Annotated in this window: 21 protein-coding genes; 12 read left to right on the top strand and 9 right to left on the bottom strand. The window is 73.1% G+C overall.

Annotation, left to right across the window (positions count from 1 at the left end; all coding sequences use genetic code 11):
• Nucleotides 1-90 precede the first annotated feature (90 nt).
• Nucleotides 91-1,542, bottom strand: coding sequence for a DHA2 family efflux MFS transporter permease subunit (locus BJ958_RS16260; protein ID WP_343052707.1), 1,452 nt, complete (start codon nucleotides 1,540-1,542; stop codon nucleotides 91-93).
• 89 nt (nucleotides 1,543-1,631) lie between these two features.
• On the opposite strand from BJ958_RS16260, the gene BJ958_RS16255 reads away from it, so the two are divergent.
• Complete coding sequence (locus tag BJ958_RS16255; protein WP_179727974.1) at nucleotides 1,632-2,051, top strand: DUF3151 domain-containing protein; 420 nt, start codon at nucleotides 1,632-1,634, stop codon at nucleotides 2,049-2,051.
• A 166-nt stretch (nucleotides 2,052-2,217) separates the two neighbouring features.
• On the opposite strand, the gene BJ958_RS16250 is transcribed toward BJ958_RS16255, so the two are convergent.
• From BJ958_RS16250 to BJ958_RS16240, 3 genes are all read right to left on the bottom strand, one after another.
• Nucleotides 2,218-2,391: a hypothetical protein gene (locus tag BJ958_RS16250; RefSeq protein ID WP_179727973.1), complete on the bottom strand. Its 174-nt coding sequence runs from the start codon at nucleotides 2,389-2,391 to the stop codon at nucleotides 2,218-2,220.
• Nucleotides 2,392-2,480: 89 nt separating this feature from the next.
• Nucleotides 2,481-4,172, bottom strand: coding sequence for a lysine--tRNA ligase (lysS, locus tag BJ958_RS16245; protein ID WP_343052706.1), 1,692 nt, complete (start codon nucleotides 4,170-4,172; stop codon nucleotides 2,481-2,483).
• A gap of 19 nt (nucleotides 4,173-4,191) precedes the next feature.
• Nucleotides 4,192-5,082 carry a diacylglycerol/lipid kinase family protein gene (locus tag BJ958_RS16240; RefSeq protein ID WP_343052705.1) on the bottom strand — a complete coding sequence of 297 codons (891 nt, stop codon included), beginning with the start codon at nucleotides 5,080-5,082 and terminating at the stop codon, nucleotides 4,192-4,194.
• Nucleotides 5,083-5,150: 68 nt separating this feature from the next.
• Between BJ958_RS16240 and BJ958_RS16235 the strand changes: the two genes are divergently transcribed.
• Nucleotides 5,151-6,599 carry a carboxyl transferase domain-containing protein gene (locus BJ958_RS16235; protein ID WP_179727971.1) on the top strand — a complete coding sequence of 483 codons (1,449 nt, stop codon included), beginning with the start codon at nucleotides 5,151-5,153 and terminating at the stop codon, nucleotides 6,597-6,599.
• Between the two features lie 102 nt (nucleotides 6,600-6,701).
• Here the strand turns inward: BJ958_RS16235 and BJ958_RS16230 are convergent, their stop codons facing one another.
• Together BJ958_RS16230 and BJ958_RS16225 are read right to left on the bottom strand one after the other, a co-directional pair.
• Entirely contained in the window at nucleotides 6,702-7,076 is a 375-nt protein-coding gene (locus tag BJ958_RS16230; RefSeq protein WP_179727970.1) for a nuclear transport factor 2 family protein, read from the bottom strand.
• Nucleotides 7,077-7,117: 41 nt separating this feature from the next.
• On the bottom strand, nucleotides 7,118-8,161 hold the full coding sequence (locus BJ958_RS16225) for a GGDEF domain-containing protein (RefSeq protein WP_179727969.1): 1,044 nt from the start codon (nucleotides 8,159-8,161) through the stop codon (nucleotides 7,118-7,120).
• 317 nt (nucleotides 8,162-8,478) lie between these two features.
• On the opposite strand from BJ958_RS16225, the gene BJ958_RS16220 reads away from it, so the two are divergent.
• Nucleotides 8,479-9,762 carry an adenylosuccinate synthase gene (locus tag BJ958_RS16220; protein WP_179727968.1) on the top strand — a complete coding sequence of 428 codons (1,284 nt, stop codon included), beginning with the start codon at nucleotides 8,479-8,481 and terminating at the stop codon, nucleotides 9,760-9,762.
• A gap of 83 nt (nucleotides 9,763-9,845) precedes the next feature.
• The gene (locus BJ958_RS16215) at nucleotides 9,846-11,735 is read left to right on the top strand and encodes a PAS domain S-box protein (protein ID WP_179727967.1); all 1,890 of its coding nucleotides are present in this window, start codon (nucleotides 9,846-9,848) and stop codon (nucleotides 11,733-11,735) included.
• A gap of 21 nt (nucleotides 11,736-11,756) precedes the next feature.
• Here the strand turns inward: BJ958_RS16215 and BJ958_RS16210 are convergent, their stop codons facing one another.
• The gene (locus tag BJ958_RS16210; protein ID WP_179727966.1) at nucleotides 11,757-13,820 is read right to left on the bottom strand and encodes a serine/threonine-protein kinase; all 2,064 of its coding nucleotides are present in this window, start codon (nucleotides 13,818-13,820) and stop codon (nucleotides 11,757-11,759) included.
• Between the two features lie 45 nt (nucleotides 13,821-13,865).
• Nucleotides 13,866-14,432, bottom strand: coding sequence for a TetR family transcriptional regulator (locus BJ958_RS16205; RefSeq protein WP_218865795.1), 567 nt, complete (start codon nucleotides 14,430-14,432; stop codon nucleotides 13,866-13,868).
• Nucleotides 14,433-14,536: 104 nt separating this feature from the next.
• On the opposite strand from BJ958_RS16205, the gene BJ958_RS16200 reads away from it, so the two are divergent.
• From BJ958_RS16200 to BJ958_RS16165, 8 genes are read left to right on the top strand one after another with little or no spacing between them, the layout of a single operon-like run.
• Entirely contained in the window at nucleotides 14,537-15,397 is an 861-nt protein-coding gene (locus BJ958_RS16200) for an alpha/beta hydrolase (protein WP_179727965.1), read from the top strand.
• 49 nt (nucleotides 15,398-15,446) lie between these two features.
• Entirely contained in the window at nucleotides 15,447-16,748 is a 1,302-nt protein-coding gene (purD, locus tag BJ958_RS16195) for a phosphoribosylamine--glycine ligase (protein ID WP_179727964.1), read from the top strand.
• A gap of 34 nt (nucleotides 16,749-16,782) precedes the next feature.
• Nucleotides 16,783-17,289 (top strand): GNAT family N-acetyltransferase, encoded by a 507-nt coding sequence (locus BJ958_RS16190; protein ID WP_179727963.1) that lies wholly within the window; start codon nucleotides 16,783-16,785, stop codon nucleotides 17,287-17,289.
• Between the two features lie 54 nt (nucleotides 17,290-17,343).
• Nucleotides 17,344-17,964 (top strand): hypothetical protein, encoded by a 621-nt coding sequence (locus BJ958_RS16185; protein WP_179727962.1) that lies wholly within the window; start codon nucleotides 17,344-17,346, stop codon nucleotides 17,962-17,964.
• Nucleotides 17,957-18,451, top strand: a complete 495-nt coding sequence (locus BJ958_RS16180) for a GNAT family N-acetyltransferase (RefSeq protein WP_179727961.1) — start codon at nucleotides 17,957-17,959, stop codon at nucleotides 18,449-18,451. Before BJ958_RS16185 ends, BJ958_RS16180 begins: the two co-directional genes overlap by 8 nt.
• Nucleotides 18,452-18,490: 39 nt before the next feature.
• Nucleotides 18,491-19,933: an adenylosuccinate lyase gene (gene purB, locus BJ958_RS16175; RefSeq protein ID WP_179727960.1), complete on the top strand. Its 1,443-nt coding sequence runs from the start codon at nucleotides 18,491-18,493 to the stop codon at nucleotides 19,931-19,933.
• An 11-nt stretch (nucleotides 19,934-19,944) separates the two neighbouring features.
• On the top strand, nucleotides 19,945-20,331 hold the full coding sequence (locus tag BJ958_RS16170; protein ID WP_179727959.1) for an SRPBCC family protein: 387 nt from the start codon (nucleotides 19,945-19,947) through the stop codon (nucleotides 20,329-20,331).
• Nucleotides 20,328-21,494 (top strand): DUF2306 domain-containing protein, encoded by a 1,167-nt coding sequence (locus BJ958_RS16165; RefSeq protein WP_179727958.1) that lies wholly within the window; start codon nucleotides 20,328-20,330, stop codon nucleotides 21,492-21,494. The genes BJ958_RS16170 and BJ958_RS16165 overlap by 4 nt, the downstream gene beginning before the upstream one ends.
• Here BJ958_RS16165 and BJ958_RS16160 read toward each other — a convergent pair.
• Nucleotides 21,422-21,739 (bottom strand): antibiotic biosynthesis monooxygenase family protein, encoded by a 318-nt coding sequence (locus BJ958_RS16160; protein WP_179727957.1) that lies wholly within the window; start codon nucleotides 21,737-21,739, stop codon nucleotides 21,422-21,424. The two genes, BJ958_RS16165 and BJ958_RS16160, sit on opposite strands and share 73 nt — an antisense overlap.
• Nucleotides 21,740-21,795 lie beyond the last annotated feature (56 nt).

Genomic DNA, 21,795 nt, shown 5'->3' with positions numbered 1-21,795 from the left:
AAAACTAGCGCTGGGACGAGGATGCATCCTCGTCCCAGCGCCAGTTTCACCGGCCGGCCGGTGAAACTGGCAGCGGCCGAAATCCGGACCTCAGTGCCCGAACCCCTCGTGCCGCGGCTTCTCGTAGAACATCACCGCGACCAGGCCGACGGCGTACATCGCCGCCGGCAGCCACAGCGACTGCTGCATCGCCCTGCTGAACAGGTCGGCGACGTGCGGGTCGGGGATCCGGGCGGCGCCGGCCTCGCCGTGCGCGGCCGCGCCCGGGAGGTAGTGCGCCAGCCGGCTGTCCATGAGGACGGCGATCGCGGCGGCGCCGAGCACCGAGCCGACCTGGCGGGTGGCGTTGTAGACGCCGGCGCCCGCACCGGCGAGCTGGATCGGCAGGTTGCGGTTGGCGGTGGCGGCGGTGGGGGCCCAGATGAAGGCGTTGCCCACGCCGATGACCCCCATCGGTACGGCGATCTCCCACACCGCGATCCCCGGCTCGAGGCGCCACATCAGCAGCAGGAAGCCGGCCAGGCTGACCGCGAAGCCGAAGCCGAGGACCTGGCGCGGGTGCAGCCGGTCGGTGAGCTTGCCGACCGGCTGGGCGAGGAAGATCGACATCACGGCCATGGGCAGCATGAGCAGGGCGGCCTGGGTGGGCGAGTTCCCGCGGACGGCCTGGGCGTAGAGCATCAGCGGGAAGCCGAACGACGCACCGATCGAGCCCATGCACATGATCGCGACGTTGGAGACCGAGAAGTTGCGGTCCTTGAACAGGCTGAGCGGCACCAGCGGCTCGGCCCGGTTGAACCGCTGCCACAGGACGAACGCGACGAACAGGGCGATGCCGCCGGCGATCATCGCGATGATCCAGCCGGCCCAGTCCATCTGGTGCCCCTCCTGGATGCCGAAGCAGAGCAGGAACATCGCCGAGCCCGACAGCGCGACACCGAGCCAGTCGAACTTGTGGGCGTGGGTCGGCAGGGCCGGGACCAGGCGCCAGGCCATCACGAACGCGACCACGCCGACGGGGATGTTGACGAAGAAGATCCACTCCCAGCCCAGGCCGTCGGTGAGCACGCCACCGAGGATCGGGCCCACGACCATGGCGACGCCGGCGGTCGCACCCCACACGGCCATCGCGCTGCCCCGCTTCGCCGGCGGGAAGATCCGGGTGATGATCGCCATCGTCTGCGGGGTCATCATCGACGCGCCGAAGCCCTGCACGACCCGCGCCAGGATCAGCGCGTCGACGGTCGTGGTCAGGCCGCACCACAGCGAGGCGAGGGTGAACACGGTGAGGCCGGCGAGGTAGAGGTACTTCGACCCGAACCGGTCGCCCAGCCGTCCGGTGATCAGCACCGGCACGGCGTACGCCAGCATGTAGGCGCTGGTGACCCACACGACGTCGTTCACGGACGCGTCGAGGTCCTCGATGATCGTCGGCGTCGCGACCGTCACGATGGTCAGGTCGACCAGGATCATGAAGAACCCGATGACCAGGGCCCACAGGGCCGGCCACGGGTTGCTCTCGGCCGCTGCGGGTGCGTTCACCGCCGGGGAGGTTGATGGGCTCTGGGTCACGAACACCAGTCAACACCCGGACGCCGACAGTGCTTCCCGCTCCGGCAAGAATGGCTTCCATGAGCATCACGCCCGGCGCCGACCTGATGGCCGGCCCCCCGCCCACCCACCTTCCCGTCGACCCCGCCGAGGCGCTCCTGGCCGAGGGCCAGGTGCCCGCGGCCGTCGTACGACGCCTGCCGGCCTCGCCGCTCGCCTGGGCCGCCTTCGCCGAGCAGGCCCGCGACCAGGGCGCCGACGACGTGACGGTCTACGCGTACGCCCGCGTCGGCTACCACCGCTCGCTCGACCTGCTGCGCCGCAACGGCTGGAAGGGCAACGGCCCGGTGCCGTGGGAGCACGAGCCCAACCGCGGCTTCCTGCGCGCCCTCGCCCTGCTCGCCCTCGCGGCGCGCGCGATCGGCGAGAGCGACGAGTGGGAGCGCTGCTCGGCCTTCCTGCGCGACTCCAGCCCGACGGCGTACGACGAGCTGCTGTGACCGCCCGCCGTGTCGAGACCCCGGTCAGGCGTCTCGACACGGCCTCGCCCACGGGCGCGGCCTGCTCGACGACCTCCGGGCTCGTCAGTGACGCACGAGCCGCCGGACCGGGTCGATGACGAGGGCGTTGAGCGCCGCTCCCAGCGACGAGAGCCACAGCGTCATGTCAGCCCCGCACGGCCAGCCAGGCGGCGACCACCAGCAGGATCAGGCCGAGCGCGGCCGCGATCGGCAGGTCCGTGGCGCGTGAGCCACGGTGCGCGCGGGTCGCGGCGGGACGTTCGGCCGCGGGCACAGGCTCGGTCGCGCGGTGCTTCTGGGTCAGTGGGGTGGTCCGCATGAGATCTCCTTGTCCGAGATGTACACCTGTCCGGACGCGGTCCGGCGGCGTTCATCACGCGGATTCGGAGAAAAACCCCGGAGCGGACCTCAGGGAACCAGGAGCGAGCGCACCTTGTCGTGCCCCAGCGCGGCGAACAGGGTGGGCAGCCGCGGGCCGCGGTCGGCGTCGACGAGCAGGTTGTAGAGCAGCTTGAAGAACGCCTTCTGGTCGGCCTTCACCTCGTCGGTCGGGGCGTCGTCCAACGTCAGTCCGCGTGCGATCTTGGGCACGCCGTAGATCACCGTGGTGAGCCCGTCGACCTGGTCGGTGCTCTCGAAGGCCGCTGCGAGCCGCTTGACCAGCAGCCCGATCCACAGCGACTCTTGCTCCGACAGCGATGCGAGCCGCTCGAGGTCCGCGACCTCGCGGACCGTGGTGCGCTCCTCCGGGTCGACGTACGCGGTGATCCAGGTCGCGGCCTTCGTGAGCCGCGGCTCCAGGTCCGCCTCGCTGGCGCCGACGGTGCGCGCGGTGATCTCCCGCGAGCCGGCGGTCACGTCGGCGACCGACGACAGCATCCGGAACGGTACGACGACCGCCGGGGTCGGCAGCGTGCCGGCCGTCGACGTGGCGGACGCCCGCTCCCAGGCGAGCACGGCGGCGTCCCGCTTCTCCGGGACGGCGGCCTTCTTCGTGAGGGCGTCCCACTCGTCGTACAGGCGCAGCACCTCCTGCCCGAAGTCGACGTTGAACGCCTGCTTGGGCTGCCGGCGGGCGTAGAGCCAGCGCAGGATCGGGGCCTCGAGGATCCGCAGCGCCTCGGCCGCGGTCGGCACGCCGCCCTTGGACGACGACATCTTCGGCATGCCGGCGACGCCGACGAACGAGTACCCGACGAACGACGGCGCGGTGCCGCCGAAGATCGGGCCGACGATCTCCTTGCCGACGGTGTACGACGAGCCGGGGGAGGCGTGGTCGACGCCGCCGGGCTCGAAGTGCACGCCCTCGAAGGTCCAGCGCATCGGCCAGTCGACCTTCCAGACCAGCTTCCCCTCGTCCTGGGTGGCGACGTTGGTGACGTAGGAGTCGCCGCACACGTCGCAGGTGTAGGCGAGGTCGGTCGTCTCGTCGTCGTACGACGTCAGGGTGACCGTGTCGCGGCCGCACCCGCGGCAGTAGGGCTTGTAGGGGAACCGGGCGAGGTCCTCGCTGGCGCCGTGGCCGGCGTCGTCGGCCTCGGCGGTGGAGTCCTCCGCGCCCTCGGCCTTCTTGGTGCGGAAGCGGGACATCACGGTCTCGATCTCGCCGCGCTTGCGGATCGCGGTGAGCACCTGCTCGCGGTACGTGCCCGACCGGTACATCGTGGTCTGGTCGACCTCGACCATGTCGCAGCCCATCTCGACCAGCGCGGCACGCAGCGGCGCCTTGTAGCGCTCGCCCCAGTTGGCGAACTCGCCCGTGGGGTCGGGGACGGCGGACAGCGGGCGGCCGATGTGCTCGTTCCAGGCGGTGTCGACGCCGGCCGGCACCTTGCGGAACCGGTCGTAGTCGTCCCAGCTGTGCAGGTGGCGCACGGTGACTCCCCGGCGGCGGATCTCCTCGGCCACGAAGTGCACGGTGAGGAACTCACGCAGGTTGCCGAGGTGGATCGGCCCGGACGGGCTGATGCCGGACGCGCAGGTGACCAGGTCGGGCAGGGTGCCGCCGTTGACCTGCTCGGCGTGCCGCAGCGCCAGGTCGGCGGTCCGGGTCACCCAGTCGGCGGGGTCCTGCTGCTGGTTGCTCTGTCCACGTGCCACGGCTCGCAAGCCTATTGCGCTAGCGCGGCGGGACCACCATCGCGTACGCCGCCGGCTGCACCCGCCAGGTGCGCGACCGCACCGGTCCGTCGATCTCGCCGTCGCTGTTGCAGTCGAAGGCCGTGCCGCTGACCCGGACCGTGCGTCCCCGCAGGATGCGGACGTCACCGTGGTCCTCGTGGCGCGCGAACGGCAGCCGGACGAGGTACCCGAGCCGTGCGACCGGCCCGCGCGGCGTCGCGACCAGCACGTCGACCTGGCCGTCGTGCGGCTCGGCGTCGGGGGTGAGCTCGGTGCCGCCGCCCACCGAGGCGCCGTTGCCGACGGCGACCATGAGCACCGGCTGGTCGACGTCGACGACCACCTCGTCGTCGACCTCGACCCGGACCCGCAGGCTCGGCGGGTTCAGCGCGGTCTGCAGGGCGCCGATGGGGTAGCCGACCTTGCCCAGCCGCTCCTTCCACCGCGCCCCCCGCTTGCCCGCCTCCGCGCCGGCGCCGAGGTGCACGCTGTTGACGGTCACCTGCCCGTCCTCGTCGACGACCAGGTCGGTCGGTCGCGGGGTCCCGGTCAGCACGACGTGGGCCGCCTGCGCCGGGTCGAGCGGGAGGCCGAGGGTGCGGGCGAAGTCGTTGCCGGTGCCGAGGGGGATCAGCGCGAGGGTCCGGCCGGCGAGGTCGGCTCGCGCGTGCAGTGCCTGGACCACCGCGTGGATGCTTCCGTCGCCCCCCGCCACGACGACCGTGCGCTCGCCGGCGCTCGCCAGCACGTCGTCGAGCTCCTCGGGCGAGGACGTGCCACTGACCTCGACCTCGGCGCCCTCCCGCAGCACCGCCAAGGCGGCGTCGACGGCCTCCCGGTCCGCCGTCCCGGCGTCGCTGTTGGTGATCAGCAGCAGTCTCGTGGCCACGCGTCCACTCTATGGATTGGCAGAACTTGCCGACGTACGCCGTACGCGGCCGTGGTTGGATCCGGCTCATGAGCACGCCCCGCCGCTGGTCCGCCCGCGAGATGATCGACCTCGTCCTCGACGAGGGTTCCTACGAGTCGTGGGACACGCCCGTCGACATCAGCGGGCACGGCGAGGCCTACCAGGCCGAGCTGCGCGCGGCCGCCGAGAAGGCCGGGACCGACGAGTCGGTGCTGACCGGGCGCGGCACGGTGCGCGGGCGGCCGGTCGCCTTCGTCGTCAACGAGTTCCGCTTCCTGGCCGGCTCGATCGGCGTCGCCGCGGCGACCCGGATCGCGGCCGCCGTACGCCGGGCGACCGCCGAGGGCCTGCCCGTCCTGGCGAGCACGTCCTCGGGTGGCACCCGGATGCAGGAGGGCACCCGCGCCTTCGTGCAGATGGTCGAGATCTCGCGGGCGCTGATGGAGCACCGCGGCGCGGGCCTGCCCTACCTCGTGCACCTGCGCCACCCCACGACCGGTGGTGTCTACGCGTCCTGGGGCTCGCTCGGGCACGTCACCGTCGCCGAGCCGGGCGCGCTGGTCGGCTTCCTCGGCCCGAAGGTCTACGAGGCGCTCAACGGCAAGCCGTTCCCCGAGGGTGTCCAGGTCGCCGAGAACCTCGCCGCCCACGGCGTGATCGACGCGGTCATCCCGGTGGAGAGCATCCCGGCGCTCGTCGACCACGCGCTCGGCGTCCTCGTCGACCCGCCCTCGGCGCCCACGCTCGAGCGTCGCGACCCGGTCGCGCCGGGCACGGCGCTCGACCACCCGGTCTGGGACGACATCGAGGCCACGCGCGGCGAGGGCCGGGTCGGCGTACGCGACCTGATCAGGTACGGCGCCGCCAGCACCCTGCGGCTCAAGGGCACCGACGAGGGCGAGCGTGACGACTCGGTCCTGATCGCGCTGACCCGCCTCGACGGCCAGCCCTGCGTCCTGGTCGGTCAGGACCGCTCCCGCCAGACGCCGGCGACACCGATGGGACCGGGCGCGCTGCGCGAGGCGCGGCGCGCGATGGAGCTCGCCGAGGAGCTGCGGCTCCCGCTGGTCACCGTGATCGACACGCCCGGTGCCGAGCTCTCGCAGCACGCGGAGGAGGGCGCGATGGCCGGCGAGATCGCCCGCTGCATCGCCGGGCTGGTGACCATGACCGTGCCGACGGTGTCGGTGATCCTCGGCCAGGGCTGCGGTGGCGGCGCGCTCGCCCTGCTCCCCGCGAGCACGGTCCTCGCGACCGAGCGGGGCTGGCTCTCCCCGCTCCCGCCCGAGGGTGCGAGCGTCATCGTCCACGGCGAGCCCTCCCGGGCCGCCGAGATGGCCTCGCAGCAGAAGGTCGGCGCACTCGACCTGCTGGCCGACGGCGACGTCCACGGCGTCGTCCCCGAGACCGCCGAGGACACCCCCGAGACCCTCGCCCGGGCGGTCGTCGCGGAGATCGCCGCCCGGCTCGCCGACCCGGCCCGAACTGGCTCCTGATTTCCGCCGACCCGGCAGAAAGTGGCTCTCGTGCGGGCTACTTTCTGCCGGGTCAGCGGATTCCCCGAGCCAGTTCCTGCCGGGTCGGCGAGGCCGGAACAGTCAGCTGACGAGCATGTCCTCGCCGGACCAGAACGCGCGCATGCTGGTGATCCTGCCGTCGTCGTCGAAGGTCATCACGTCGATCGGGGCGAGGGTGAAGGTCTGGTCGCCGGCCCTGGTGGCGAGCTCGAACGAGAAGGCCGCCTCGTTGCCGGCGACGCGGGCGAACAGCAGCCGGCCCTCCTGCTCGAGGCTGTCCAGGGTGGCGTAGAACGCGGCGATCTGCTCGCGGGTGGTGAGCACGTCGGAGCCGACCGGGTCCTCGACGGTGGCGCCCTCGGCGTACAGCGCGACGACGTCGGCCGAGGTGCCGGTCGCGACGAGGTCGACGTACTTGTGGATGGTCTCGAGGATGGTCTCGCGGCTGGCGCCCATGGCTGCTCCTAGATCTAGAACACGTTCTAGTTGAGCATAGGTCATCCGGCGTCGGCGAGGGCGGCCGTCGTCCCGACCCGTCCGCGGCCGGACTGCTTGGCTGCGTAGAGCGCCGCGTCGGCGGCCGAGTACAGCGACCTGAGGTCCTCGCCGTGGGTGGGCATGTGGGCGCAGCCCAGGCTGATCGAGACGTCCAGGCGGGTGTCGTCGCCGACGACGAACGCCCGGCCCCGTACGTCGGCCAGGACCTCCTCGGCGCGCGCGAGCGCGACCGCCAGGCTGCACCCCGGGAGCAGGACGGCGATCTCGTCGCCCCCGAGCCGGCACACGACGTCCGAGGGCCTGCTGTGCTCGAGCAGCAACCCGGCGAGCTGCACCAGCACCTCGTCGCCGGTGGGGTGCCCGTGCTGGTCGTTGATCACCTTGAAGTGGTCGACGTCGATGAGGACGAGGGCGGTGCCGGCGTCGCTGTGCGCCCCGGAGAGCGCGGACGTGGCGGCCTCGTCGAGGACCCGCCGGGTCGCGAGACCGGTGAGGGGGTCGACCGCCGCCATCCGCTCGAGCTGGGCGACGGTCCGGGCGTGCCGCTCGCTGGCCACGGCCAGCAGCACCGACGAGGTGACGAGCGCGGCGGTCACGTAGAACGCGTCGACCACCGCCGCCCGCGCCGGGAGCTGGACGAGCACGACGACCAGCTCACCGGCCACCGAGGCCACCGTCATCAGGGCCGCGCCGCGCGGGCGCAGCTGCGAGGCGCCGTAGAGCGCCGGGAAGAGGAAGAAGACCTGTGCCGAGATCCCGCTGTCGCGGGTCAGCAGGTCGATCGCGGCCAGGGCACCGACGGCGAGCAGCGGGCCGAGCGCCCAGCCGAGCCGGTGCCGCTCGTCGAACCGGCGGGCCAGCACGCTGAACGCGATCACCAGCGCCACCAGCCCGCCCGCGACCGCGACCCCGGTCCGGCCGACGTCCTGGTGCTGGACGGGGGCGGTCGACAACGCCACCCCGGCGCCGACGGCGCACAGGGTCGAGACCGAGCGGGCGGCGGCGCGGTGGTTGCGGGGCTGCATCCAGTGGACGACGTTCATGGGGCATCCGAGACGGGGTGGGGAACGGGCGGACCATCGACGGTAGGCGGGCGCAGGTCGTCCCACCCGGTGATCGCGCAGGCCCGGGCCACCGGCCGGGAGATCGGGTCCGATCGTCGCCCCGGCGTGGCGCGACCTGACTAGACCGGACCCGCCGAAAGCCGGACATCGGTCGCGTTTTGGTAACGTGACGCCGCAAGAGCCCCGGTCCTTGCCGGGGCTTCTTGCTTGTCCGACACCAGCAAGAGAGCAAGTGGTGCGTTGAGCAGCCGTCCTCGCGGGCGGAGGGACTCCGTCCGTGCGAAGGAGCAACCAAGATGCCTGCAATCGTGATCGTCGGCGCCCAGTGGGGCGACGAGGGCAAGGGCAAGGCGACCGACCACCTCGGCAGCCAGGTCGACTACGTCGTCAAGTTCAACGGCGGCAACAACGCCGGCCACACGGTCGTCATCGGCGACGAGAAGTACGCCCTCCACCTGCTGCCCAGCGGCATCCTCACCCCCGGCTGCACGCCGGTCATCGGCAACGGCGTCGTCGTCGACATCGACGTGCTGTTCCAGGAGATCGACGGCCTCGAGGGCCGCGGCGTCGACACCAGCAAGCTCAAGCTCAGCGCCAACGCGCACGTCATCGCCGACTACAACCGGACCATCGACAAGGTCACCGAGCGCTTCCTCGGCTCCCGTCGGATCGGTACGACGGGCCGCGGCATCGGCCCGACGTACGCCGACAAGATGAACCGGATCGGCATCCGGGTCCAGGACCTGTTCGACGAGAAGATCCTCACCCAGAAGGTCGAGGGGGCCCTCGAGCTCAAGGGCCAGATCCTCACCAAGATCTACAACCGCCGCGCCCCCTCGGTCGAGCAGACCGTCGAGGGCCTGCTGGCGCACGCGGAGCGACTGGCGCCGTACGTCTGCGACACGGGGCTGCTCCTCAGCCAGGCACTGGACCGCGACGAGGTCGTGCTGATGGAGGCCGGCCAGGCCACCCTGCTCGACGTCGACCACGGCACCTACCCGTTCGTCACCTCCAGCAGCGCGATCTCGGCCGGCGCCTGCACCGGCACCGGCATCCCGCCGACGCGCATCGACCAGGTCATCGCCATCGCGAAGGCCTACACCACCCGCGTCGGCGAGGGTCCCTTCCCGACCGAGCTGCACGACGAGAACGGCGAGTTCCTGCGCAAGGCGGGCTGGGAGTACGGCACCACCACCGGCCGCCCGCGCCGCTGCGGCTGGATGGACACCGTGATCACCCGCTACGCCGCGCGCGTCAACGGCGTGACCGACTTCGTGCTCACCAAGCTCGACACGCTCACGGGTCTGGCCGAGCTCCCGGTCTGCGTCGCGTACGACGTCGACGGGGTCCGCCACGACGAGATGCCGGTCAACCAGACCGACTTCCACCACGCCGTGCCGATCTACGAGAACCTCCCCGGCTGGACCGAGGACATCTCCGGCTGCCGCTCGTTCGAGGAGCTGCCGAAGGCGGCGCAGGCGTACGTCGAGTTCGTGGAGGAGCGCTCCGGCGCCAGGATCTCGGTCGTCGGCGTGGGTCCCGAGCGCGAGCAGGCGGTCGTCCGGCACGCCCTGCGCTAGTTCTCTGACGAGGCAGGTATGCGATCCCCGTCCCGGGGCACCACACTTTGGACGTGGGGACCTGGTGGACGTGAGGGTGTGGGGTGGCGCAACAGGCGACGGTGCTGATCATCGACGACTCACCGGAGCTGCGCGCCGTCGTGGGCGCGCGGCTGCGGGCGTCGGGGCTCTTCGACGTCGTGGGCGAGGGCGGTGACGGGGGCGCGGCGCTGATGCTCGCGCACGAGCACCAACCGGACCTGGTGCTGCTCGACACCTCGATGCCGGTTCTCGACGGCCTCGAGTGCCTGCCGCTGGTGCTGGCGGTGTCTCCCGAGAGCAAGGTCGTCATGTACACCGGCTTCCAGTCGGCCGGGCTGGCGGACCGTGCCCGCGAGCTGGGCGCGACCGACTTCGTCGAGAAGGGCGCGCCCCTCGACACGCTCGTCGAGCGGCTGTGGAGCCACGTCGGCGATCCACGCCCGCGGCAGGGGCCCTCGCGCAGCCGCGCGCTGCGTCTCGCGCGACCCGACGACCCGGAGCCCCGGGCCCAGCGCGTGCTCGACGAGCACCTCGAGCGCTACCGCGAGGTCTTCGACCAGGCCACCATCGGGATGGCGACGCTGACCTTGAACGGCAGCATCGTCAGGGCCAACCGGGCACTCGTCCAGCTGGTCGGTCGCCCGGCGGGCGACCTGGTCGGCCTCGACTACGGCGTCCTCACCCGTCAGCACGGCGAGCAGCTGGATGACGCGCTGGCCCGGATCACGGAGGGCGGCGAGCCCGTCGTCTCCTTCGAGCACCCCATCGGCACCGAGCGCGTCCGCACCGCACGGCTCACGCTGACACCCGTCCGGGACTCCGGCGGCGCGCCGCTCTACGTGTTCGCGCAGGTCCAGGACGTCACCACGGAGCTCGCGCTGCGGCGCAGCGAGGAGGACTTCCGCCTGCTCGTCGGCGCGGTCAAGGACTACGCGATCTTCATGCTCGACGTCCACGGCCGGGTTGCGAGCTGGAACGCCGGTGCGGCCCACATCAAGGGCTACGACGCCGACGAGATCATCGGGCAGCACTTCCGGGTGTTCTACCCCGAGAGCGAGCGCGCGTCCCGCCACCCCGAGCACAACCTCGCGATGGCGCTGCGCGACGGGGTGTACGCCGAGGAGGGCTGGCGGATTCGTCGGGACGGGAGCACCTTCTGGGCTCGCGTCGTGATCACGGCGGTCTACGACGACGCCGGCCGGCACCGTGGGTTCGCCAAGGTCACCCGCGACCAGACCGACCAACGCGCCCACGAGGAGGAGCGGCGCCGGGCGCTCGAGCAGCAGGCCCACCTCCTCACCGTCACCGCCCACGAGCTGCGGACGCCGGCGGCCGTCATCGACGGCGCGGTCGCGATGCTGCGCGACGGCGGCGACGACCTCGAGCCGCACGAGCGTCGCAAGGTGCTCGAGGCGATGTCCTCGAGCGCGCTCCGGCTCCAGCGCCTGATCACCGACCTCGGCACGGCCTCGGACGTGCAGGCCGAGGCCTTGGCGCTGTCTCCGGAGCCGGTGTCGCTGCGCGCCGCCCTGGTCACCTCGGTCGACCGCGTACGAGCCGCGCACGGTGCTGCTGCCCGGATCCAGGTGCGGGTGGACCACGACGTCGACCTGGTGGCCGACCCCTCACGGCTGGGCCAGGCGCTCGACAACCTGCTCGAGAACGCCATCCGGCACGGCCGCCCGCCGGTCGCGATGTCGGGCGAGCGGACAGCGCGGGGCATCCGGATCGCGGTCAGCGACGCGGGCCCCGGTCTCCAGCCGCGCCTGGTCGACCGTGTGTTCGACAGGTTCGCCCACGCCGGCCCCACCGCGGGATCCGGGCTGGGGCTGTACCTCGTGCGGGAGATCGCGCGTCTCCACGGCGGCGAGGCCAGCTACGTCGACGACGGCTCCGGTCGGCCGGCCTTCGTCCTGGACCTGCCGGCGCAGCCGGAGATCCCGCGATCCTGACCGGCGCAGCGACGGCGGGGATCAGTCGACGAGGTCGAACCCGTCGTCGCACTCCGGCGCGCAGGCGAGCGAGCCCCAGGTCTGCGGGTCGCCGAAGGCCGAGCCGTCGGAGAGCTGCACCTCCAGGACCAGCTCGTCGTCCTTCGAGCCGTCGTTGGCGGTGTGGCGCAGCCGGACCAGGTCGGCGTCGCCGTCCCCGTCGACGTCGCTGAGGGTCTCGCCGGCGATGCCGCTGTCGTACAGGTTCTTGCGCGCCTGGTCGAGCGGCACCCGCTTGGTGAACCACCGCTCACGGGGCGCGAAGGAGTCGCCGATGACCCGGTAGACGAAGATCGCCCGGCCCGCCGCGTTCGTGGCGGTGAGCTCGTCCGTGCCGTCGCCGTCCAGGTCGCCGACGAGCCAGCCGTCGTCGAGCGGGACGACGCCGGCTCCGTTCAGCGCCCGCTCGGCGACGAGGGTGAGCCTCCCGTCCGCGGGCCGCAGCAGGCGGACCGTGTCGACGTCCTGCGCGGTCGTGCCCCACACGACCAGCTCGTCCTTCCCGTCCCCGTCGAAGTCCCCGCCCGTGGGCAGGGTGTCGGACAGGTCGGAGGAGTACCACTGGAGGGGTGCCGCGAACCCGTGGTCCTCCGCCAGCGCGACGTGCAGGCTCTCCGGCTCGTCCGACGGGTCGCCGTAGAGGACCAGGTCGTCCCTGCCGTCGTCGTCGAGGTCCGCGGTGGTGGCGTGGTAGTCCTGGATGTCGAACGCCGGATCGAGGTCGAGCTCGGCGGTCCACCTCTCGCCCTTGCCGGGGACGACCACGACCGACATCCGGTCGTCGTCCTCGTCGAGCCAGAGCACGTCGCTGCGCCCGTCCCCGTCCACGTCGCCGAGGAGTGGCCGCCCGACCTCGGCCCCCGCGCGCCGCGGCGAGCCGAGCTGCAGCCCGGTGGAGGGCACGGTCCAGGTGGACAGCGGGCTGAGTGCGTCGAAGCGGGTCTGGTGGACCAGGACGTCGCCGTACCCGTCGCCGGTGAGGTCGCCGGCGATCGCCGGGGCCGGGTCGTCGGCGCCCTCGGCCGCGGCGGGGGTGTCGTCGTCGCGGACGAGCAGCCAGGCGGCCACACCGGCGACGAGCGCCAGGGCGACGGTCCCGGCCACGGCGAGCGGCCACCGCGACCGGCGTCGTACGGCGGACGCGGCGGCGCGCACGGCGGTGCCGGCGTCCGTCGCGGGCGCGGGCGCCTCCTGGGTGTCGGGCGGTGCGATCGCCGCGAGCCGCTCGAGGTCCTCGCGGAACGAGGTGGCGTCCGGGTAGCGGTGCGCCGGGTCCTTCGCCAGGGCCCGGGCGATGACGGCGTTGAGGTCGGCGGTGAACGCGGAGTCCCCGGGCAGGCGGGGGATCGGCGCCTGCTGGTGCGCGAGCGCGACCTGCACGTCGGTGCCCTGGTAGGGCTCGTGCCCGGTCAGGCAGGCCCACAGCACGCAGCCGAGGGCGTAGACGTCGCTGGACGGCGTCGCGGGCAGGCCCTCGGCGCGCTCGGGGGAGAGATAGGTCCAGGTGCCGGCGACCGAGCCCGCGGCGGTGGGTGCCGGCCCCGCGATCCCGTCGGCGCGGGCGATGCCGAAGTCGCAGAGGTAGGCGTGCTGGTCGGGGGTGCCGGGATCGCGGATCAGCACGTTGGAGGGCTTCACGTCGCGGTGCACGACCCCGACGCGGTGGGCGTCGGCGAGCCCACGGGCGAGCTGCGCGCAGAGCTGGAGCGCCCGGCGCGCCGGCATCGGCCCGTGCTCGCGCAGCCAGCTCCACAGGTCGCGCCCGTCGACGTGCTGGGTGACGATGTACGGCGTCGCGTCGACCTCGTCGTGGTCGTGGATCGCGATGACGTGCGGCGAGTCGAGCCGGGCCAGGGCAGCTGCCTCGGCCTGGAACCGCTGCCGGAACTCGTCGGAGGAGGCGAGGGTGCCCGTGATCACCTTGATCGCGACGGTGCGCTGCAGCCGCGGGTCGGTCGCCGCGAACACCACGCCCATGCCGCCACGGCCGAGCACGCGGTCGAGGCGGTATCGGCCGAGCTGCTCGCCGACGGTGGGCACGCGCATCTGCTTCTCCCGAGATCGAGTGGGTGCGACGCGGGCCAGTGTGCCTCAGGCCAGCCCGGCGACCTTCCTCGCCGTGGCCCGGAAGTCGCTCGCCACGTCCGCGCCGTCGAGGTAGCCGCCGACCAGCATCGCGTCGCGCAGCAGCACCAGCGACGCGGCGGTCGCGGCCGGGTCCGGTGCCCCGGCAGCGGTCGCGACCTCGGTCAGGGTCGCGCGGAACCAGTCGCGGTGGCGTCGTACGACGGTCCGCACGGGGCCGGTCGCATCCGGGAACTCCGCGCTGGCGTTGATGAACGGGCAGCCGCGGGTGTGCAGCCGGGTGGCGTCGTCGGCGACCCCGTCGATGACGAGGGCGAGCAGGTCGGAGGCGCTCGCGCCGGTGGCGGCGGCCTGCTCGGCCGCGGCCGCGAACAGGCTGCGGATGATCGCGTCCTCGTGCTCGAGGTAGGCGACGACGAGCGCCTCCTTGCCGGGGAAGTGCCGGTACATGGTGGCGCGGGTGACACCAGCCTCGGCGACGACGCGGTCCACCCCGACCCCGTTGATGCCCTCCTCGTAGAAGAGCCGGGTCGCGGTGCGCAGCAGCCGCTCCCGGGGCTCGGACACCTTCACGGGGCCGATCCTACGAATCCCGGCCTTGACGGAATGCACCGTGCACCTCCATGGTTGAGCCAGCAAAGAGAACGAACGTTCTCTCCATCATACGAGGAGAAGCCATGAGCACCAGCACCGTCACCGCCCGCGAGGCCGCCGAGGTCGCGGCCGCCAACGCCTCCGGCCGCCAGCCGATCGTCTTCGTCCACGGCCTGTGGCTGCTGCAGGACAGCTGGGACGGGTGGAAGGCCTACGTCGAGGAGCGCGGCTATGCCGCAGTTGCCGTCGACTGGCCGGGCGACGAGCCGACGTACGACGCCGCGCACGCCCACCCCGACACCCTGGCCGGCACCTCGGTGCCCGACGTCGCCGACCACGTCGAGGAGGTGATCGAGGGCCTGGACCGCAAGCCGGTCGTCATCGGCCACTCCTTCGGCGGACTGCTCGCCCAGATCATCGCCGGGCGCGGGCTCGCTGCCGGCACCGTCGCCATCGACCCGGCACCCAGCCAGGGCGTGCTCCCGCTGCCGTTCTCGGCGCTCAAGGCCTCCTTCCCGGTGCTCGGCAACCCGCTCAACCGCGGCCGCACCGTGACGCTGAGCTTCGAGGAGTTCCGCTACGGATTCGCGAACGCGGTCTCCGAGCAGGAGGCGCGCGAGCTCTACCGCACCTTCCACACACCGGCGCCGGGCCGTCCGCTCTTCCAGGCCGCCACCGCGAACCTCAACCCCTGGGCGAAGACCAAGGCGGCCAAGACGAACGCCGACCGCGGCCCGCTGCTGGTCATCACCGGCGAGAAGGACCACATCGTCCCCTTCGCCCTGGCCAACGCGGCGTACAAGAAGCAGCGCAGGAACCAGCACCACCCCACCGAGATCGTCGAGATCCCCGGCGTCGGCCACTCGCTGGTGATCGACAGCCACTGGCGTGAGGTCGCCGACGCGTCCCTGGCGTTCCTCGGCCGGAGCGGACTCGGCGCCTGAGGCAGCCGCCCTCGGGGGAGGCGCGCGGCGCCTTCTAGGATCGACCCCCGTGAAGACCCTCGTCATCGGTACCGGCGGCCGCGAGCACGCCCTGGCCCTGGCCCTGTCCCGCGACCCCGCGGTGAGCGAGGTGCACGCGGCTCCGGGCAACCCGGGCATCGGCGCGTTCGCGACCCTGCACGACGTCGACCCGATGGACGGCGCGGCGGTCGCGGTCCTCGCCTCCTCGCTCGGTGCCGACCTCGTCGTCGTCGGCCCCGAGGCGCCGCTCGTGGCCGGTGTGGCGGACGCCGTGCGCGAGGCGGGGATCGCCGTCTTCGGGCCCTCGCGGGCCGCCGCGCAGCTCGAGGGATCCAAGGCGTTCTCCAAGGAGGTCATGGCCGCCGCCGGCGTACCGACCGCCGGGTCGCGCACCTGCACCACGCCCGAGGAGGTCGCGGCCGCACTCGACGAGTTCGGGGCGCCGTACGTCGTCAAGGACGACGCCCTGGCCGCCGGCAAGGGGGTCGTGGTGACCCTCGACCGCGACGAGGCGCTGGCCCACGCGGCCGGCTGCGGCCGGGTCGTGGTCGAGGAGTTCCTCGACGGCCCGGAGGTGTCGCTGTTCGCGGTGTGCGACGGCACGACCACCCGGCCGCTGCAGCCGGCCCAGGACTTCAAGCGGATCTTCGACGGCGGCCGCGGCCCCAACACCGGTGGCATGGGCTCGTACTCGCCGCTGACCTGGGCACCCGCCGACCTCGTCACCACGGTCGTCGACACCGTCGTCCAGCCCACCCTCGACGAGATGGCCCGCCGTGGCGCGCCCTTCGTCGGCTGCCTCTACGTCGGCCTCGCGCTCACCGCGGCCGGCCCCCGGGTCATCGAGTTCAACTGCCGCTTCGGCGACCCCGACGTCCAGCCGGTGCTGGCGCTGCTCGACTCCCCGCTCGGCGAGCTGCTGCACGCTGCGGCGACCGGTCGGCTCGCCGAGGTCGAGGCCCCGCGCTTCCGTGACGGCGCCGCGGTCACCGTCGTGCTCGCCTCGGCCGGCTACCCGGAGTCCTCCTCGAAGGGCGATGTCATCATCGGCGTCGGCCGCGCCAACGGGGTCGCCGACGTCGACGTGATCCACGCCGGCACCGCCCTGGTCGAGGGCGGCGAGGGCGAGAGGCTGGTCACCGCGGGCGGTCGGGTGCTCGCCGTGCGCGCGGTCGGGTACGACGTCGCCGACGCCCGCTCGCGCGCCTACGCCGCCGCCGACCTGATCTCCTTCCCGGGCATGCAGCGCCGCTCCGACATCGCCGCCGAGCCCCTCGGCGTCGTCGAGGGCGCCTCGCTCAGCCTGGACCCACACGAGGGTGGCGCGTAGTGGGCAGCCACCGGTGGACCCGGGCCCTGGACTCGTGACGACCGTCCGGCCCGCGACCGACGCCGACCTCGACGCGGTCGCCGCGATCTACGCCCACGAGGTCCGCACCGGCTACGCCACCTTCGACACCGAGCCGCCCCCGCGCGCGAGGTGGGAGGCGAAGCTCGCGTCCGCCCACCCGGGCGACCACTTCCTCGTCGCGGACGTCGACGGGGCGGTCGCCGGGTTCGCCTACTCCGGCCCGTACCGCGACCGTGGTGCCTACGACCGCACCCGCGAGGTCACGGTCTACGTCGACCACGCCGCCACCGGCCGCGGCCTCGGACGACTGCTGTACGACGACCTGCTGGCCCGGATGCGCGCGGGCGGCGTACGGACCGCCCTGGCGTGCATCGCGCTGCCCAACGACGCCAGCGAGGGCCTGCACCGCGCCTGCGGCTTCGAGCGGCAGGGAGTGCTGCGGGAGGTCGGGCGCAAGCACGACCGGTGGATCGACGTGGTGTGGTGGCAGCGGATGCTGGGGGATCGACCGGGGGAATGACGCAGCCTGTGGGGCACCCGGACGCACCGCGTCGCGTGCTGGCACAGTGGCGCCATGGCTGAGTCCGCCGAACAGGTCCATGCCCGGGTGATGGCCGCCGCCGACGAGCGCGGCAGGGTGCCGCTGCCGTCCGTCGCCGCGTGGGACGTCTTCCCGTGGGAGGTCGTCGACGGGCAGCTCGCCGCCAAGCCGCTCGCCGCGCCCGCGCCGGAGGAAGCCCGCCAGGGGCAGGGCGGTGTGGACTGCGCGGCCTGCGCCGACCGGCCGCAGGGCGTGATCTGGGCCCACGACCGGTGGCGCCTGCGTCACCTGTCCGAGCGCAGCGGACTGCCGCTCGTGCTCATCCTCGAGCCGGTCGACCACCTCGACCTGCCCGACCTCGACGACGCGATGGCCGCCGAGCACGGCGTGCTCGCGGTGCGGATCGCACGGATCGTCGAGGGCCTGCCCCACGTCGCGCGGTGCCACGTGCAGCGCATCGGCGACGGCGCGGAGCACCTGCACACCTGGTTCATGGCACGCACCGCCGGGCTGCCGTCGATCCGCGGCTCCTTCGCGGTCGACTGGGACGACATCCTGCCGCCGGGGCCCGAGGACGTCTGGCGTGCGGACCTCGCCGACGTCGCCCGGCAGCTGGCGGCGTACGACGGCCGGGCGGTGGCGCTCGATGGCTGACCAGCAGCCCGCCGGCGTCCGGACCGACCGCCTGCAGCTGGTGCTGTGGGACGAGGTCACCGTCCGCGCGATCCGCTCCGGAGAGCGGCTCCCGGGCTGGCACCCGGAGTTCCCGCGCGAGGACGACCGCGGCGCGGCGACCCTGTGGCACGACGGCGACCCGTGGGGGCCGCGGTCGATCGTGTCGCTGAAGCAGCGCCTGGTGATCGGCTCGATCGGGTTCTTCGGGCCGCCGCAGCCGGCCGACGACGAGGTGCCCGAGGTGGAGGTCGGCTACGGCCTGGTCGCCGAGGCGCGCGGCTACGGCCTGGCCACCGAGGCGCTCGGCGCGCTGCTCGCGCGGGCCGACGCGGCGGGCGTGCGGGTGCGGGCCTCGATCGCGCCGGACAACGCCGCGAGCCTGCGGGTCGCCGCCAAGTCCGGGTTCACCGGCGTCCGCGGCAGCAACGAGGACGGCGAGCTGGTCCTGGTCCGCCCTGCTCGCTGAGTTCGGGACCCTGCCCCGCACGTGGGAAGATTGCTCACCGTGACCGTCCCGAACGTCGTGCCCAATGTCTTGGCCACCCGCTACGCCGCCGCCGACCTCACCGCCATCTGGTCGCCCGAGCACAAGATCGTTCTCGAGCGGCAGCTGTGGATCGCCGTCCTCAAGGCGCAGAAGGACCTCGGGATCGACGTGCCCGACGGTGTCGTCGAGGCCTACGAGAAGGTCGCCGACCAGGGCGCGGAGGCCGTCGACCTGGCCAGCATCGCGGCCCGTGAGCGGGTCACCCGCCACGACGTGAAGGCGCGGATCGAGGAGTTCGCGGCCCTCGCCGGCCACGAGCACATCCACAAGGGCATGACCAGCCGCGACCTGACCGAGAACGTCGAGCAGCTGCAGGTCAAGCAGTCCCTCGAGCTGCTCGTCGACCGCGCGGTGGCCACCCTCGCACGCCTCGGCCGGCTCGCCGCCGAGCACGAGACGACCGTCATGGCCGGCCGCAGCCACAACGTCGCCGCGCAGGCCACCACCCTCGGCAAGCGGTTCGCGACCGTCGCCGACGAGCTGATGATCGCCGTCGAGCGCATCGAGGACCTGCTCGGCCGCTACCCCCTGCGCGGCATCAAGGGCCCGATGGGCACCGCGCAGGACATGCTCGACCTGCTCGGCGGCGACGCCGACAAGCTCGCCGAGCTGGAGAAGCGGGTCGCGAGCCACCTCGGCTTCGACCGGGTCCTCACCAGCGTCGGGCAGGTCTACCCGCGCTCGCTGGACTTCGACGTGCTCTCCGCGCTGGTCCAGCTGACCGCGGCGCCGTCCAACCTCGCCACGACGATCCGGCTGATGGCCGGCAACGAGATCGTGACCGAGGGCTTCAAGGAGGGCCAGGTCGGCTCCTCCGCGATGCCCCACAAGATGAACACCCGCTCCTGCGAGCGGGTCAACGGCCTCGCGGTCGTCACCCGTGGCTACCTCTCCATGGTCGGCGAGCTCGCCGGCGACCAGTGGAACGAGGGCGACGTCTCCTGCTCGGTCGTACGACGGGTGGCGCTGCCCGACGCCTTCTTCGCCGTCGACGGCCTGTTCCAGACCTTCCTCACCGTGCTCGACGAGTTCGGCGCCTTCCCGGCCGTCATCCAGCGCGAGCTCGACCGCTACCTGCCCTACCTCGCCACCACCAAGGTGCTGATGGCCGCCGTGCGCAACGGCGTGGGTCGCGAGAGCGCGCACGAGGCGATCAAGCAGGCCGCCGTCGGCACCGCCCTCGCCATGCGCCAGGGCCAGGCCGAGAACGACGTGTTCGCCAAGCTAGCCGCCGACGAGCGCCTCGGGCTCACCGAGGAGCAGCTGCAGTCGCTGGTCGCCGAGCCGATCACCTTCACCGGTGCCGCGGTCGCGCAGACCCAGGAGGTCTGCCGCCGGGTCGCGGCCGTCGTCGCCGCGCACCCCGGCGCCGCCGACTACCAGCCGGGCGCGATCCTCTGACGGCGCTGGAGGTGGCGTTCCCGGTCCCCGCGGACCGGGCGTTCGCCTATCTCGCCGACCCGCGCAACCGGCCGCAGTGGCAGTCGTCCCTGCGCTCGGTCGCGGACGTACGACGCGACGGTGCCGCGTGGACCGATGTCACCGTCGTCCCGGGCGTGCGCCCGCGGATGCGCACGACGATCGACGAGCCGCCGTACCGCTGGGCCGAGGAGGGTGAGTTCGGCCCGTTCCGGGCCCGGCTCGAGCTCCGCCTCACCCCGGGCGAGGCCGGGACCTGCACGGTGAGGGCCGACTTCGCCGTCCACGGCCTCGGGCTCGGTGGCCTGCTCACCGCCGGCGCCCGGCCGGCCGTGGCGGCCGACCTGCGGCGCGCGGCGCGCCTGGTGGCTCGGCGATGAGCGCGCGTCGCCTCGGCGTGGTCGTGGTCGTCCTCCTCGCCGTCGGCTACTTCCCGCTGGCGTTCACCTACGTCTGGCACTTCTTCGTCCCGGGCGCACCACGCCTCCAGGACGCGGTGCAGAGCGCCGTGGTCGGCCACGACTTCGCCTACGGGCACGGGTCGGTGGTGGCGCTGCGGGCCGACGACTACCGCGCGCACCGCGTCGTGATGCTCGTGCACACCTCGGCCGGCGCGCTGGCCCTGGCCCTGGCGGTGCTGCAGTACTCCGCCCGGCTGCGGCGCGTCCCGGGCGTGCACCGCTGGACGGGCCGCACGTACCTGCTGCTGACGGGCGTGAGCATGGCGGCGGCGTACGCCTTCCTCGTTGCGGCGCCGCAGATCGACTACTTCGGTGGCTCTGCCTTCGACCTGCAGCTGTGGGTCCTGGCGAGCTCGACGCTCGCCAGCGCCGGGCTCGCCCTGGTCGCGATCCGTCGCCGCGACGTGGTCAGCCACCGCGCGTGGATCGGGATGAACATCGCCTTCATGCTCACGGCGCCCCTGCTGCGGGTGCTCTGGATCGGCCTCGGCCGGCTCGACCACGGGATCGAGCTGATGGTCGGCCTCGACGTCGGCGCGTCCACGCTGGCCGTCGTGGCACCCGGTGCCGGGGCCCTCGCGTTCCTGCTGAGCCAGCCGGCCCGGCGTACGTCACCGGTCGCGGCCGGCGTCCGGTGGCAGTACCCCGCCGCGCTGGTCGTCTCCGTCGCCGGCTCGGGGTGGTTGGCCGCCCGGTTCGCGCCGCTGCCGGACGAGGTGCCGGCAACCAGCCTGTGGGTCGGGCACCTGGTCCCGGCGACCGGCCTGGTGCTGGTCTGCCTGACCGGCGCCCTGCGCTCGCGTGCCGCGGGACGCGGTGTCGCCGAGGCCCGCTGGCGGAGCCTGTCGTGGGGTGCCGCGCTCGCGACGCCGTCGGCGGCGCTCACCGCGGTGTTGGCGACGCCGGTCTACGGCACCGTCGACGGCTTCCTCGCCGGCACGATGGTCGGCGCCAGCGGCCCGATCGTGCTGGCGTTCGCGCTGGTCGTGCGCTCGGCGGCCACCCGCACTCAGGCGGGCTTGACGTCCAGGACGACCTCGAACTCCAGCAGGCTCGCGCCGGTCGAGACCGGCTTGCGCTGAGGCTCGCCCTCCGGCGTCGCGTGCGCGGCGCGGGCATCGCCGTCGCGCCAGGCGGCGAACGACTCCTCGTCGGCCCAGTGCGTGACGACGAAGTAGCGGTCCTCGCCGGCGGTCGGGCGGAGCAGCTGGAAGCCGAGGAAGCCGGGGGAGCCCTCGACGGCGCCGGCGCGGGCGGCGAACCTCTTCTCCAGCTCGGGACCGGCGTTCGGCGGGACCTGGATGGCGTTGATCTTCACGACGGACATGCGTCGAGCCTACGCATCACCACACCGGCGGCCGGAGGTGCGAGGGACGGCCCGGG

It is taken from the genome of Nocardioides kongjuensis (assembly GCF_013409625.1).
Lineage (GTDB): Bacteria > Actinomycetota > Actinomycetes > Propionibacteriales > Nocardioidaceae > Nocardioides > Nocardioides kongjuensis.
Note: the sequence above shows the minus strand (reverse complement) of the source record. Positions and strands in the feature narration are given on the sequence as shown.